The following is a 13,155-nucleotide window of genomic DNA, read 5'->3' as shown; positions in this document are numbered from 1 at the left end:
CGTGGAGACAACCCCCATGAGCACCGCCACTCTTGAGAAGACCGCCGTCGGCGCGACCGTCGAGTTCCGTTCGCTGCGCCGCTCGTTCGGCGCCACCACCGCGCTGGACGGCCTGGACCTGACCGTCCGCCCGGGCGAGTTGCTCGCCCTGCTCGGCCCCTCCGGCTGCGGCAAGACCACCGCTCTGCGGATCCTGGCCGGCTTCGAGACTCATGACTCCGGCCAGGTCCTGGTCGACGGCGAGGACATCACCCGGATCCCGGCCCACCGCCGGGACGCGGGCATGGTCTTCCAGTCGTACAGCCTCTTCCCGCACCTGACGGCCGCCGACAACGTCGCCTTCGGCCTGCGGATGCGCGGCACCGGCAAGGCCGAACGCCGCAGGCGCGCCCAGGAGTTGCTGGAGCTGGTCGGCCTGCCGCAGCACGCCGACCGGTACCCGCACCAGCTGTCCGGCGGCCAGCAGCAGCGCATCGCGCTGGCCCGCGCACTGGCCCTGCAGCCGCGCGTCCTGCTCCTCGACGAGCCGCTCTCCGCGCTGGACGCCAAGGTCCGGCTCACCCTGCGTGAGGAGATCCGCCGTCTGCAGCAGGAACTCGGCATCACCACCCTGTTCGTGACCCACGACCAGGAGGAGGCACTGTCGATGGCCGACCGGGTCGCCGTGCTGCGCGCGGGCACCCTGGAGCAGTGCGCCACGCCGTCCGAGCTGTACGCGCGCCCCGCGACCGCCTTCGTCGCCGAGTTCGTCGGCACCATGAGCCGGATCCCCTGTGTGCGTTCGGGTGAGGGCGTCGAGGTGCTCGGCCGCCGCCACCCGGTGGACGGTGCGATCCCCGCCGAGGGCGAACTCCAGGTCCTGGTACGGCCCGAGAACGTCGGCCTGACCCCGGCCGAGCACGGCCCCGCCCTGGTGGTCGCCGCCTCCTTCCTGGGCAGCGTCACCCGGCTCACCGTACGGTTGGCCGACGGTACCGAGGTCAAGGCCGACCTGCCGACCGAGGCCGCCGCCGCCCTGCCGCTCGGCAGCAGCGCCGAACTCACGCTGCCGGACCGCCCGGTGCTGGTCGACCGCCGCACCGCCTGATCTCCCTGACGCGAAGGTACCGCCATGCCTGACTCTCCCGCCGCCGTCCTGTTCGACATGGACGGCACCCTGGTCGACACCGAGCACCTCTGGTGGCAGGCCGCCGCCGAGCTCGCTGCCGACCTGCACCTCACGCTCACCGAGGACGACCTGCCGGAGGTGCTCGGCCGCGCGGTCGAGCACACCGCCGCCCACCTGCACCGCGCCAGCCGCACCGATCGGGCGGAGGCCGAACTGGTCGAGCTGCTCAACGAGTCGTTCAGCAGCAAGGTCGCCGCCGAGGTCGTGCCGAGGCCCGGCGCGCTCGCGCTGCTGGCCGAGCTCCAGGCGGCCGCCGTACCGACCGCCCTGGTCTCGGCCTCGCCGCGCCGGGTGGTCGACCTGGTCCTCGACAGCCTCGGCAGCCAGTGGTTCACCATCACCCTGGCCGCCGAGGACACCGATCGCACCAAGCCCGACCCGGCCCCCTACCTGGCCGCCGCCGACCTGCTCGGCCTGGACCCGGCCGCCTGCGTGGCCGTCGAGGACACCCCGACCGGCGTCGCGTCCGCTCACGCGGCCGGCTGCGCCGTGCTGGCCGTGCCGTCCACCGTGCCGATCGAGGCCAGGCCCCGGGTCACGCTGCTGGCCAGCCTGGAGCAGGCCGACCTCGCGCTGCTCGGGAAGCTCGGCGCCGCCCGGGCGGTCTGACGCGGCATGCCCTACGTCCTGCTCGCGCTCGCGATCGTCAGCGAGGTCTGCGCCACCAGCTGCCTCAAACTCACCGACGGCTTCAGCAGGTTGTGGCCGAGCATCGGGGTGGGGGCCGGCTATCTGCTCTCCTTCCTGCTACTCGGCCAGGCCCTGAAGCAGATCCCGGTCTCGGTGGCGTACGCGGTCTGGTCCGGCGCGGGCACGGCGGCGGTCGCCGCCATCGGCGTGGTCGCCTTCGGGGAGCAGCTGGGCCGGGCGCAGTGGCTGGGGATCGCCCTGGTCATCGTCGGTGTCGTGGTCCTCAACCTGCGGGGCAGTCACTGATTTCCTGTGACCTCCGATGACTGGTCATGCTCTGTTCACGCGAAGTCCGCCGCACTTAGAGTCAATGGGGTCAGTTGTACAGCCAACTCGACCCAGTCGTACCACAGTTGGTGCGGCGGACAGGATCTCCGTGGCGACCGGCAGCACCCTCGTACTCAGTACGCCGACCAGCCCGACCGAAGGTGACAAGCTCACCTTCCACTGGACCACCAACGCTCCCGACACGAAGAACTGGGTCGGGATCTACGACGGCACCCGGCTGCCCGGCAACGGCGCCTCGCTGCTGTGGAAGTACACCCCCGGCGGCTCCGGCGACGTCCTGCTCGACACCTCGGCGCTGACCGGCGGCCCGTACACCGCGTACCTGCTGGCCAAGGACGGGTACGGCATCCTGGCGCAGACCGCCCCGTTCAGCTTCAAGCCCAAGCCCGCGCCCGTCCGCCCGCACTACGCGGTGGACGCCCTCACGGCGACGCCCGTCGCGCCGGGCGCGGCGGTGAACGTCAAGCTGAGCGGGCTCTGGATGCGCGCGTCCGGAGCGGTGACCTACCGGCGGACGGGCGGCGACTCCTGGCTCTCCGTCAGCTCGACCGGCACGGTCACGGGGACGGCTCCGAGCAGCGCACCCGCCCACCCCGCCATCGTGACCGTCGAAGCCAAGGACGCCTCGGGCGCCACGGACACCCTCACGGTGCAGGTGCCGGTCAAGGACCCCGCCGGGCCGCTGCGTCTCAAGGTCGCGGCCTGGAACCTCTGGGACGCCGGGACGCACATCACCGACGGGCCGGAGAAGCAGCTGCGGGTGATCCTCACCCAGGGCCTGGACGTCGTCGCCCTCCAGGAGACCGCCGGGACGGCCGCCCAGACCCTGGCCAACTCCCTCGGCTGGTACGCCTACCAGAGCGCGGGCAGCGTCGGCGTCCTCAGCCGCTACCCGCTCACGGCCGTCACCGGCACCACCGCCTCGCTGCCCGCCGCCGGGGTCACCCTCCAGCTGCCGGGAGCCCGGACCGTCCGGCTGTGGGCGGCCCATCTGGACGAGGCCAACTACGGCCCGTACGCGATCCAGGACGGCCAGAGCGCCGCTCAGGTGGAGGCCGCCGAGGCGGCGTCCAGCCGTGGCCAGCAGGCCAAGGCGCTGGCCACCGCCGTGAAGGCGGACATCGCGGGCGGCACGCCGGTGATCCTGGCCGCCGGCCTCGTCTCCCCCTCCCACCTGGACTGGACGGCGGCCACCGGCCGGCCGCTCAACTGGCCGGTCACCGTGGCCCTACAGGACGCCGGGCTGACCGACGCCTACCGCAGCGCCCACCCCGACCCGGTGACGTCGCCGGGCAACACCTGGTCGCCGACCCGGAAGGTGCGGGGCACCAAGCCGGAGCCGCAGGACCGGATCGACCAGGTCCAGTACGCCGGCCCGCTGACCCTCGTCGAGGCGCACACCCTGGCCACCGGCTGGCCGCAGCCCGACCCGTCCACCGCCGCCAACGAGTGGCCGTCGGACACCGCCGCGGCCGTCGCCACCTTCACGCTCTGAGAGGCCAGCACCCATGACTGAGCTCAGCCGCCGCACCTTCGTCGGGGCCACCGCCGCAGCCGGTGCGGCCGCCGTCGTCGGCCTCCCGTCCGTCGCCCGGGCCGCCACCGCCTCCGGCAGCGTCTCGGACGTCAAGCACGTGGTGATCCTGATGCAGGAGAACCGCAGCTTCGACCACTACTTCGGCACCCTGAACGGCGTCCGCGGCTTCGGGGACAAGCAGGCGCTGCAGTTCCCCGACGGGGGCAACGTCTTCCGCCAGCCCGACGCCGCCCGCAGCGACGGCGGTGTGATGCTGCCGTACCGGATGGACACCACCAAGTACAACGCCCAGAACGCCGGCGGCCTCGCGCACGACTGGGCGACGGGCCACCAGGCGATCAACAACGGCGCGATGAACAAGTGGATCCCCGCCAAGGGCGAGCGCGCCATGGGGTACTTCACCCGGGCCGACATCCCGTACCAGTACGCCCTGGCGGACGCGTTCACACTCTGCGACGCGTACTTCTGCTCGCTGGCGGGCCCCACCGACCCGAACCGGCTCTACCTCTGGACGGGCACGGCCGGCCCGGGCCGGGACGGCACCACCGGCCCCTGGATCGACAACACCCCGGTGACCGACAACCCGGTCGCCGACTGGACGACCTACGCCGAGCGGCTGCAGAGCGCCGGGGTGAGCTGGCGCGTCTACCACAACCCCAGCAAGGACGACCGGACCGGCGACTACGACGACAACGCGCTCTCGTACTTCAAGCAGTTCCACAACTTCCCTACCACCGACCCGCGTTACATCAACGCGATGACCAAGTTCGACCCCACCGCCTTCGACCAGCACTGCAAGGACGGCAGCCTGCCGACGGTCTCGTGGCTGGTCGCGCCATACCTGTTCAGCGAACACCCCAGCGCCAGCCCGGACTACGGCGCGCACTGGGTCAACACGGCGCTCCAGTCGCTGATGTCCAACCCGGCCGTCTGGCAGCACACCGTCTTCCTGGTGATGTACGACGAGAACGACGGCTACTTCGACCACGTCGTCCCGCCCACCCCCGAGCCGGGCACCCCGGAGGAGTACACCCAGGGCCGGGCGATCGGCCTGGGCAACCGGGTGCCGCTCTGGGTCGCCTCGCCCTGGTCGCGCGGCGGATACGTCAACTCGCAGGTGTTCGACCACACGTCGGTGCTCCGCTTCCTGGAGGTGGTGACGGGCGTCCAGGAGCCGAACATCTCGGCCTGGCGCCGGGCCGTCTGCGGCGACCTGACCAGCTGCTTCGACTTCACCGCGCCCGACTACTCGGTCCCCGCGCTCCCCGACACCGTCGCACTGATGGCCAAGGCGGACGCCGGGGCCGGCCTGCCCGCCGTGGCCCTGCCCGCGACGGGCACTCAGGCGATGCCCGTCCAGGAGCAGGGCGCGCGGCCGCACCGCAGACTGCCGTACCGGCCGTGGGCCGAGGTGGCGGTGGACCGCGGCACCGGCGCGGTGACCTGCACCATGGCCAACTCCGGTGCGGTGGCGTTCCCGTACACGGTCTACCCGAACATCGTGTACGCCTTCGCGGGCACCCCGTACACCGTCGCCCCCGGCGCCACCAAGGCCTACACCTGGGACGCCTCGGCCACCGACGGCCGGTACGACTTCACCGTGCACGGCCCGGACGGCTTCGTCCGGCGCTTCGCCGGCAGCGTGGTCCGGGCGGGCCAGGACGACGTCGCGGTGCCCTCCGTGGCGGCCGCCCTGAGCGGCAGCACCGTGACGCTGACCCTGGCCAACGACGGCGGGACGGAGGTCTCCTTCACGGCGGCCCCGAACGACTTCGCCAGCACCGCGCAGACCGTCTGGGTCGGCCCGGGCCAGCAGGTCGTCCTCAACTGGCCGCTGGACCAGGGACGTTACGACGTCACGGTGACCGCCGCCACCGGCACCCGGTTCACCCGGCGCTACGCGGGGACGGTGCACTGAGGCTGAGGGGTGCCCTCAGCCTCAGGCCCTGTCTGACAATTCCCGCCAGTGCGCCAGGCTGACCCGGAGCGCCTGCAGCAAGGGGTCGTCGGGCGCAAGCGCCGCCGCCATGTCGCCCTCCAGCGGTTCCATCAGCTGGAGGGCGGCCTCGCGTCCGTGGGCGGTACCGGCCATCGACGCGTGGGCATGGCGCAGTTGCAGGGTCTCCCGGTCATACCGGCCGAGCGCCCGGCCCGCGTCCTCGGCGACCCCGGCCAGCAGCGCGGCCGCCTGGGCCGGCCGCCAGGGCTGCTTGACGTGCCTGACCTCGGCGACCTGGTAGGCGAAGGCGGCCCGCGCCCGGAGCCCGGCCGGGGTCAGGGCGGTGCCGTGCGCGGGGTTGCGGGCCAGGGCCAGCTCGCCGCTCGAATCCACCGTCCGCTGCACGGGGTTGGGCGGCCTGGACCCGACGGGTGCGCGGCCGAGCGTGACCGAGAGCCGCCGGTGCAGCTGCGCCAGATCGAGGTGCTCCGGCCCGTCCGGCACACCGTCCCGGAACAGCCGGAGCAGCTCGCCCGTGAAGCCGGTGGCCTTGGCGTTGTCCGGGATCAGCGCCTTCCTGGTGCGGTCGGCGGCGGCGAGCAGGTGCACGTTCGCCGCCGCCGGGGCGTCCAGTGCGAGCCCGGCGAAGCAGCAGTCGAGCAGCGCGACCCGGTGCGCGGCCGGCCCGCCCATGGCGGCGAACACGGACTCGGCCGAGAGCGAGGTGCGCGGCACCTGCGCGGGGTCGCCCTCGGTGCCCGGCAGCGCGAAGTACAGCCGTCCGTCGCCGCCGGTCACCCCGTGGCCGACGTAGTAGAAGCAGAGCATCCCCTCCGCCGAGGCCGCCGCTCCCGCCAGCGCCGCCAGGACCTCGCCGGGCGACTGCGGGTCGACCAGGCGGACCGTCCGCGCCGGAGACAGGGTGCCGTCGGGGCCGGTGAGCCGGTCCGCCAGCAGCTCCATCGACGCCTCGGCCTCGGGCAGATCCGGCAGACCGGCGTCCGCGTACGAGGTGACGGCGACCAGGACCGCCCAGGAGGTCCGGCGGTCGGGCACCAGGGCGGGCCAGGGCGCGTACCTCACTCGGCCAGGAAGTTCTGCACCTGCGCGAGCAGTTCGGCGGTGTCGTTCACGTCGTCCGCCGAGACCTTGAGCTCGGTGCCGTCCGGGCGCCGCAGCTCCAGGGCCACCTTGCCCTTGCGCAGCCGGGCGGCCAGCCAGATGCAGAGCGGCTCGACGACCAGCGGCCCGAGGGTGGCCGCGTACTCGACGGCGTCGGCGATGCCGCCCTGCTCACCCGGCCCGGGCGGGCGGATCCGGTTGCGGACCTGGCCGCGCAGCTCGTCGTCCTGGTTGAGGAAGCCCTGCAGGGCGCGGGCGTCCTCGTCGGTGGTCTCCTGGGCTCCGTCGAACTCGATGGTGATCTGTGACATCGGGGATCGGCCTGTCTGGTCGGGGTCGGAAGGGGTCAGTAGCGGGGGCGGCCTGGGTCGGCGGTCTCCCGGCCGCCGGCCGGCGCCGGCTCGGCCACGGGCTCGGCGACGTACGGCGGTTGGAGGAAGAGCTCGGGGCGCCCTCCGATCTCGTACGGGAGGCGGAACGCCGCCGTCGCCTCGTGGCGGTCGGCGAGGCCGGCCAGCTCCTGCTCGATCTCGGTCCAGCTCGCCGGGTCCACGTGCTGGCGGTAGGTCTCGGGCAGCGGAGCAAGGCCGAGGCCGGTCAGGTTCTGCCAGGCGGTGGCGCGCTCGGCGTCCGCCGGGGTGAGTACCGCCGTACCGCCGAGCTGGTCCGCGAGAAGCTCGGCCAGGCCGGGTGGGAGGGCGCCGGCGGCGGCCAGGGTCACCCTGATCCGGTAACTCGGGCCCAGGTAGCGCCGGACGGCGTCGTCGAAGAAGTCCCGGCCGGCCTCGGCGGCAGGGTCGCCCCGCCGGGCGCCCGCCCACAGCGGGCTGCCGCCACTGGGCATGGCCAGCTGCGCGTACGCCTCGGCGAACTGCCGCAGCACCAGGTCGGTGCCCGGGGGCAGCTGCGTCGGCTGCAGGCAGACGGACAGGGTGGTGGCGGACGGCTGCCGGGCCAGCGCCGTCCAGAAGGGCTCCCACGACCTGTCCGTCGGCGCTCCGAAGGGCGCGGCCGTGACGGAGTGCCGACGGGCCGGGTTCGGCCGGGCGATCGGCCAGCCGACGAGCAGCTTCCGGATCTCCCGCAGGTCCACCACGGCCGGCGGACTGCCGTCCGGGGTCAGGGCGTTCAGCTCGACCCGCAGCTCACCCGGGTCGCCGATCGGCTCACTTCGGACATGGGCAGGGAGCCGCGCGAGCAGCTCCAGGAGCAGCTGCACCGTCTCCGCAGCGGCGCCGGGCGTGGCGGCATCCGCCCGGGCGAGCAGGACGCAGCGCAGCAGCCCGCCGTCGCTGGTGCACCTCAGCTCGAAGCGGGTGGCGGTGCCCGGTCGGCACTGCGCCGTCAGCCAGGCCAGCTCGGCGGCCGCGGCCTCGGCCCGGCGCTGCTCCTCCGGCAGGGTGGCGTACCCGCGGTGGTCCCGCAGGCGCCGAGCCGGGGCGAGCCGGAGCCCGGCCCAGGCCACCGCGCCGTGCCCGGTCTCCTCGACCAGGACCCCGGGCTCCGTCACCGCTGCTCGGGGGCCGGCCACTGCGACGGGGCGGCGGGCGGAGCAGCGGGCGGCGCCGGCGGAGCGGCCGGGGGCGCGGGAATCCGCACCTGGGCGGGCGGCGCGGGCGGGGTCGCCGGCAGGGTCTTATCGAACTCGACCTGCGGCAGCCGCCCGTCCGGGAAGCCGGCCGAGAGCGGCACCTGCTCCCGCTCGATGGCCACGATCAGCCCCTCGCGGCAGGCCGCGTGCACGGCCTCGCGCATCGCCCGGATCTTGGCGGTGCGCTGCATCGCCCACTGCAGCCCGGACTTGCCGGTCACACTGCCCACGATGTCGGAGAGGTACTGCCAGATCAGGCGGGCACCGCTGCGGGTCCGCCACATCTGCCAGCCGAGGTAGAGGCTGGTGCCGTAGCGGAAGACCGAGATGTGCGCGGTGCAGTCGTCCTGGCTGAGCACCAGCCGCATGGCGACGTCCCGGTCGGCCGGACCGGAGGCCGTCCAGCTGTCGCTCCAGCCGACCGGGAAGCGGCGCTGCGCCACCACCTCGCGGATCTTGGAGTACGCGGAGGCGGTGTCGTCCCGGTCGTGCAGCAGGACCCGCCACTCGGCGATCGGCTCGGTGAGCTTGGAGAGGAGCAGCACGATCACGAAGACCAGGAAGCCCGCCCACGGCGCGGACAGCAGGAAGAAGGCCGCACCGCCACCGCCCGCACCGCTGCTCGAGCTGTCGAACGGATTGTCGCTGAGCAGCGAGATCACGCCGGGGATGACGAACACCACGAAGGTGATGAAGGAGAGGACCGCCGCCCGCGCCCAGAGCTGGAACACCGTGCGTCCGCTCACCCGGTCGTCGAGCACCGTCTCGACCGGCTCGTGCCGCAGCGTCTTGTCCAGGTAGGCGCTGTTGCCGTCACCGCCGTCCCACCCGGGAATGGGCAGTGCATTGCCGTTGATCACGCGTCCCCCATGCTGATGTACCGTCAGGTGCGGGGGACATGTTCGCACAAGGTGCGCGCCGTGTCAGGCAAACGGCGGCCCGGCCCGCCGTGCACGTACGACGGGCCGGGCCGGTCGGGCGTCAGCCGTCCAGCAGCGCGGGCAGCTCGGCGACCGAGGCGAGGACGTGGGTGGCGCCGTCCGCGCGCAGACGCTCCTCGCGGTGGGCGCCGGTCAGCACGCCGGCGACCACGGAGGCACCGGCCCGGGTGCCGGTGAGCATGTCGTAGCCGGTGTCCCCGGCCACCGCGATCCGGCGCACCGAGTCGGTCTGCGTGCGCAGCAGCGCGGTGAGCACCATGTCCGGGTACGGGCGGCCGCGGCCCGCCTCGGCCGGGCAGAGGGTGAGGTCGGCGATCTCCTCCCAGCCGAGGGCCTTCAGGATCCGGTCCTGGGTGGCGCGGGAGAAGCCGGTGGTGAGCACCACCTTCCGGCCCGCCGAGCGCAGCTGCTCGATCGCCTCGGCGGCGCCCGGCAGCGCACTGCAGTGCCCGGCGTCGACGAGGTCGTGGTACGCGGACTCGAAGGCCAGGTTGGCCCGTTGGGCGCGGTCCTCCGCACCGAAGAGGTGGCGGAAGACGGAGATCTTGGACTCGCCCATGGTGGCGCGGACGTGCTCCAGCATGCGCTGGTGCTCGGCGTCGCCGGCCTCGACGCCGAGCTCGTCGGCGGCAGCCCGGAAGGCCCGCTCGACCAGGCCGTCGTCGGCGACGGTGGTACCGGCCATGTCGAGCACGACCAGGCGGATGTCGGTCGTCATCTTTCAATCACCCTTACAGGTTGACGAGTTGAGCGGTGGTCTCGGCGATCGCCGGGGAGCAGGTCATACCGCGCCCGCCGGGCCCGGTGACCAGCCAGACGCCGTCGCGGACCTGCTCGCGGTGGACGACGCGGGTGGTGTCGGTGCACTGGGCGTACACCCCGGCCCAGCGGCGGCGGATCCGCGGCAGCGGCCGGCCGAGCAACTCCCCGGCCACGGCGGCGAGATGCTCGTACGGCTCCTCGACCACGTCGAAGCCGAAGGGCTGGTCGTACTCGTGGGTGTCGCCGATGGTCAGCCCGCCGTCCTGGCGCTGGACCATCAGCAGCTGCATCCGGTGCTCGGCGGCGACGGCGCCCTGCGGCTGGACGGCCTTCAGCTCGTCCAGGGCCTTGCCCGCGAAGGCGGGGTAGTAGCGGAAGCTGTCGCCGTCGGCGACGGAGGTGGTGAGCGGCTCGTCCAGCGGGTCGGTCTGCATCATCTGCAGCCGCACCCGGCGGACGGGCAGCTCGGGCGTCAACTCCCGTACCAGGCCGCCGAGCCAGGCGCCGGTGCAGAGGATGACCAGATCGCCGGTGTGCACCTGCCCGTGGTCGTCACGGACGGCGGCCGAGCCGACCACGTCGCGGACCTCGCGCCCGGGCAGGTAGGTGTAGCGGCCGCTCGCCTCCAGTGCGGCGCGCAGCGCGGGCTGGGCGATCCGCGGCTCGACGGCGGCGTCCCGCTCGCACCACAGGGCGCCGAGGTAACCGCCGCGCAGGGCGGGGTTGACGGCCCGGGTCTCGGCCGCGTCCAGCAGGCGGTAGCCGCGTCCGGCCGCGTCCGGCAGGGTCAACGCCTCTTCGGCGACGGCGAGTTCGGCCTCGGTGCGGACCACGGTGAGCGAGCCGTTGCCCCGGAAGCGCAGGCCCGGCACCCGTTCGCCGATCCGCTCCCAGAGCTCCCGGGCGCGCAGCGCCGTCTCCAACTCCTCACCGGCCGCCCGGCCGCTGACCCAGACCAGGCCGAAGTTGCGCACCGAGGCGCCGCGCGCCTCGGTCTCGCGCTCCAGGTGGACGACCTCATGGCCGCGCTCGACGGCCTGCCAGGCGTGCATGGTGCCGAGCACGCCCGCTCCTACGACGATGACTCTCATGCGGCCAGGCTGGGGCGCCCAGGTGTCCTCAGGGCATCCGGACGGCAGCGCGGAGATTAACCGCCTCGCAAGAGTTGTACATACAACCTGAGGGCCGTTACCTGAGCACCCGCGCCCGCAGGTAGTTCCGCCGGCCGAAGTGCGGCTCGTCCACCGCCGTCAGCTCCTCCACCTGGAACCGGTACAGCGCCGCCGCACCGCCGCCGGTGAGGAACTGCTCGCGCACCTGCGGATCCTGGGCGAAGCTCGGGTACCGGCCCTGGTACGCGGCGAAGGCCGCCTCCGCCTGCACGCCCCAGGCCTCGCCGGCACTGCCCGTCAGCTGCACCCCGCGCAGCTGCTCGCCGAACACCGGCGGCGGCAGGAAGACCGTCGCCGCGGCTCTCGCCTCCTCGGTGAGGTGCAGGCTGTGCCGGGTGGAGCGCTCGCTGACGAAGTACAGGACCAGGTCGCCGTCGTAGGCGAAGAAGGCGAGGTTGGCGTGCGGCCCGCGCTCGGGTCCGGCGGTGGCGAGGGTGAGCACCATGCTCTCGGCCAGGATGCCCTCGACCCCCTTCCCGAACTCCTCCGCGGGCCAGTCACCCTGGGTGATCTCGAGTCGGTACGGCATGTGGCAATCCCTCCGCGATGGAGCGAGTACAGCAGAGCCGGGCGAGGGAACTCCCTCGCCCGGCTCACATGCTCTCCCCGCGCGGCAGGCCGCACAAGGGGACGATCAGCGGCTCTGCATCCCGATGGCGGCAGCCGGTCCGGCGCCCAGGAACGGCGCCAACGAGCCGCTGCGCGCCCGCTCGACCAGGGGCGCCGCGCGGGCGGCCAGGAGGGCGAGCGGGATCGACACCAGGATGCCGACCAGCGCACCGACCGCCACGTCGTGCGGGTAGTGCACACCGACCCACACCCGCGAGGCGGCCATCAGCACGGCCGCGATCCCGGCGATCCGTCCGAGCGTGCGATTGGCGAACCAGAGTGCGGTCGCCGCGGCGAAGGCGATCACCGCGTGGTTGCTCGGGAAGGACCAGTCGCCGGTGGCCGGACAGGCCTCCAGCGTGATCCTGCCGGGCAGCTGCTGACACGGCCGGTTCTCCGACACCAGGCCCTTCAGGGCGGAGTTCATCACATAGGCGGCGACCACGATCAGCGGCGAGGCCAGCACCCGGGCCATCACCACCGAGTCGGCCCCGCGCGCCTTCCACCAGCCGTACAGCATGAAGACCGCGAAGAGCCCGAGCCCGAGGGCCGACCAGACCTTGATCAGCTGGTCCAGCCAGTGCGGGGCGGCATCGGCCCAGCCGACGACCCGGGTGTACAGGCCGCCGTCGATGGCGCTGCCGTCGTACGCGAGAGGCACAGGGGTCACCTGGCATCACCGCCGGCACGGCGGGCCCGGAACAATTCGAGAGCAATGGGGATCACAGAGACAACTACTACCAGACCAATGATCGGAAGGAGATAACGGTCGATGTTGGGCACGGACGAGCCGAGCCCGTATCCGGCCAGCACCACGCCGATCGTCCAGACCGCGCCGCCGATCACCTGCCAGAGGGCGAAGGTCCTGGCCGGCACGTCCAGCACCCCGCAGAGCGGGTTGAGCACCGTGCGCACCACCGGGATGAAGCGGGCCAGCACGATCGCCCTGCCGTACCCGTACCTGGCGAGCAGTTCCTCGGCCCGCTCAGCGCCCTGGTGCAGGCCCTTGTTCCGGGTACGCCGCAGCAGGGCGCGCCCGCCCCGCCGGCCGATGAGATACCCGGCCTGGGCGCCGAGCACCGCGCCGGCCAGTGCGGCCGGGAGGACCTGGGCGAGGTGCAGGTGCGGGCCGGAGGTGGCGCCGGGCACACACAGCAGTCCTGCCGTGAACAGCAGCGAGTCGCCGGGCAGGAAGAATCCCACCAGCAGGCCGGTCTCGGCGAAGAGGACGACGGCGATGCCGAGGGCGCCGAAGGCGGCGAGCAGCGACGAGGCGTCGAGCACATTCACCGCGAGCAGGGCGGATGACTGGGGCAAGGTTGGCGGACCTCCCGTA

Annotated in this window: 14 protein-coding genes; 5 read left to right on the top strand and 9 right to left on the bottom strand. The window is 73.2% G+C overall.

The genetic code is table 11. From position 1 onward, the window contains the following. The first annotated feature begins 16 nt into the window (after positions 1 to 16). From FB465_RS25810 to FB465_RS25790, 5 genes are all read left to right on the top strand, one after another. Positions 17 to 1,087, top strand: a complete 1,071-nt coding sequence (locus tag FB465_RS25810) for an ABC transporter ATP-binding protein (RefSeq protein WP_145794281.1) — start codon at positions 17 to 19, stop codon at positions 1,085 to 1,087. A 24-nt stretch (positions 1,088 to 1,111) separates the two neighbouring features. Beyond that, positions 1,112 to 1,777: an HAD family hydrolase gene (locus FB465_RS25805; RefSeq protein ID WP_145794279.1), complete on the top strand. Its 666-nt coding sequence runs from the start codon at positions 1,112 to 1,114 to the stop codon at positions 1,775 to 1,777. Positions 1,778 to 1,783: 6 nt separating this feature from the next. Next, positions 1,784 to 2,104 carry a DMT family transporter gene (locus tag FB465_RS25800; RefSeq protein WP_145794277.1) on the top strand — a complete coding sequence of 107 codons (321 nt, stop codon included), beginning with the start codon at positions 1,784 to 1,786 and terminating at the stop codon, positions 2,102 to 2,104. Between the two features lie 130 nt (positions 2,105 to 2,234). Continuing rightward, positions 2,235 to 3,641, top strand: a complete 1,407-nt coding sequence (locus tag FB465_RS25795) for an endonuclease/exonuclease/phosphatase family protein (RefSeq protein ID WP_145794275.1) — start codon at positions 2,235 to 2,237, stop codon at positions 3,639 to 3,641. 13 nt (positions 3,642 to 3,654) lie between these two features. Beyond that, positions 3,655 to 5,601: a phosphocholine-specific phospholipase C gene (locus FB465_RS25790; RefSeq protein WP_145794273.1), complete on the top strand. Its 1,947-nt coding sequence runs from the start codon at positions 3,655 to 3,657 to the stop codon at positions 5,599 to 5,601. Positions 5,602 to 5,622: 21 nt separating this feature from the next. On the opposite strand, the gene FB465_RS25785 is transcribed toward FB465_RS25790, so the two are convergent. The 9 genes from FB465_RS25785 to FB465_RS25745 form a co-directional block, all read right to left on the bottom strand. Next, positions 5,623 to 6,705: a caspase, EACC1-associated type gene (locus FB465_RS25785; RefSeq protein ID WP_145794271.1), complete on the bottom strand. Its 1,083-nt coding sequence runs from the start codon at positions 6,703 to 6,705 to the stop codon at positions 5,623 to 5,625. Beyond that, on the bottom strand, positions 6,702 to 7,055 hold the full coding sequence (locus FB465_RS25780) for an effector-associated constant component EACC1 (protein ID WP_145794270.1): 354 nt from the start codon (positions 7,053 to 7,055) through the stop codon (positions 6,702 to 6,704). The genes FB465_RS25785 and FB465_RS25780 overlap by 4 nt, the downstream gene beginning before the upstream one ends. Before the next feature lie 35 nt (positions 7,056 to 7,090). After that, on the bottom strand, positions 7,091 to 8,254 hold the full coding sequence (locus tag FB465_RS25775; protein ID WP_145794268.1) for a hypothetical protein: 1,164 nt from the start codon (positions 8,252 to 8,254) through the stop codon (positions 7,091 to 7,093). After that, the gene (locus FB465_RS35995) at positions 8,251 to 9,195 is read right to left on the bottom strand and encodes an adhesin (protein ID WP_170290689.1); all 945 of its coding nucleotides are present in this window, start codon (positions 9,193 to 9,195) and stop codon (positions 8,251 to 8,253) included. The genes FB465_RS25775 and FB465_RS35995 overlap by 4 nt, the downstream gene beginning before the upstream one ends. Before the next feature lie 121 nt (positions 9,196 to 9,316). Next, positions 9,317 to 9,994: a phosphonatase-like hydrolase gene (locus FB465_RS25765; RefSeq protein WP_145794266.1), complete on the bottom strand. Its 678-nt coding sequence runs from the start codon at positions 9,992 to 9,994 to the stop codon at positions 9,317 to 9,319. A gap of 13 nt (positions 9,995 to 10,007) precedes the next feature. Continuing rightward, on the bottom strand, positions 10,008 to 11,129 hold the full coding sequence (locus FB465_RS25760) for a TIGR03364 family FAD-dependent oxidoreductase (RefSeq protein ID WP_145794264.1): 1,122 nt from the start codon (positions 11,127 to 11,129) through the stop codon (positions 10,008 to 10,010). 97 nt (positions 11,130 to 11,226) lie between these two features. Continuing rightward, positions 11,227 to 11,739, bottom strand: coding sequence for a pyridoxamine 5'-phosphate oxidase family protein (locus tag FB465_RS25755; RefSeq protein WP_145794262.1), 513 nt, complete (start codon positions 11,737 to 11,739; stop codon positions 11,227 to 11,229). A 105-nt stretch (positions 11,740 to 11,844) separates the two neighbouring features. After that, positions 11,845 to 12,489 (bottom strand): phosphatase PAP2 family protein, encoded by a 645-nt coding sequence (locus FB465_RS25750; protein ID WP_145794260.1) that lies wholly within the window; start codon positions 12,487 to 12,489, stop codon positions 11,845 to 11,847. After that, positions 12,486 to 13,136, bottom strand: coding sequence for a DedA family protein (locus tag FB465_RS25745; RefSeq protein WP_246192836.1), 651 nt, complete (start codon positions 13,134 to 13,136; stop codon positions 12,486 to 12,488). Before FB465_RS25745 ends, FB465_RS25750 begins: the two co-directional genes overlap by 4 nt. Between the last annotated feature and the right edge of the window lie 19 nt (positions 13,137 to 13,155).

It is taken from the genome of Kitasatospora atroaurantiaca (assembly GCF_007828955.1).
In the GTDB taxonomy this organism is placed as follows: Bacteria; Actinomycetota; Actinomycetes; order Streptomycetales; family Streptomycetaceae; genus Kitasatospora; species Kitasatospora atroaurantiaca.
Note: the sequence above shows the minus strand (reverse complement) of the source record. Positions and strands in the feature narration are given on the sequence as shown.

What these genes read in the sequence shown, in the direction of transcription:
- FB465_RS25800 (WP_145794277.1), top strand. Translation starts at nt 1,784, where the DNA reads ATGCCCTACGTCCTGCTCGCGCTCGCGATCGTCAGCGAGGTCTGCGCC.
- FB465_RS25790 (WP_145794273.1), top strand. Translation starts at nt 3,655, where the DNA reads ATGACTGAGCTCAGCCGCCGCACCTTCGTCGGGGCCACCGCCGCAGCC.
- FB465_RS25805 (WP_145794279.1), top strand. Translation starts at nt 1,112, where the DNA reads ATGCCTGACTCTCCCGCCGCCGTCCTGTTCGACATGGACGGCACCCTG.
- FB465_RS25810 (WP_145794281.1), top strand. Translation starts at nt 17, where the DNA reads ATGAGCACCGCCACTCTTGAGAAGACCGCCGTCGGCGCGACCGTCGAG.
- FB465_RS25755 (WP_145794262.1), bottom strand. Translation starts at nt 11,739, where the DNA reads ATGCCGTACCGACTCGAGATCACCCAGGGTGACTGGCCCGCGGAGGAG.
- FB465_RS25765 (WP_145794266.1), bottom strand. Translation starts at nt 9,994, where the DNA reads ATGACGACCGACATCCGCCTGGTCGTGCTCGACATGGCCGGTACCACC.
- FB465_RS25760 (WP_145794264.1), bottom strand. Translation starts at nt 11,129, where the DNA reads ATGAGAGTCATCGTCGTAGGAGCGGGCGTGCTCGGCACCATGCACGCC.
- FB465_RS25780 (WP_145794270.1), bottom strand. Translation starts at nt 7,055, where the DNA reads ATGTCACAGATCACCATCGAGTTCGACGGAGCCCAGGAGACCACCGAC.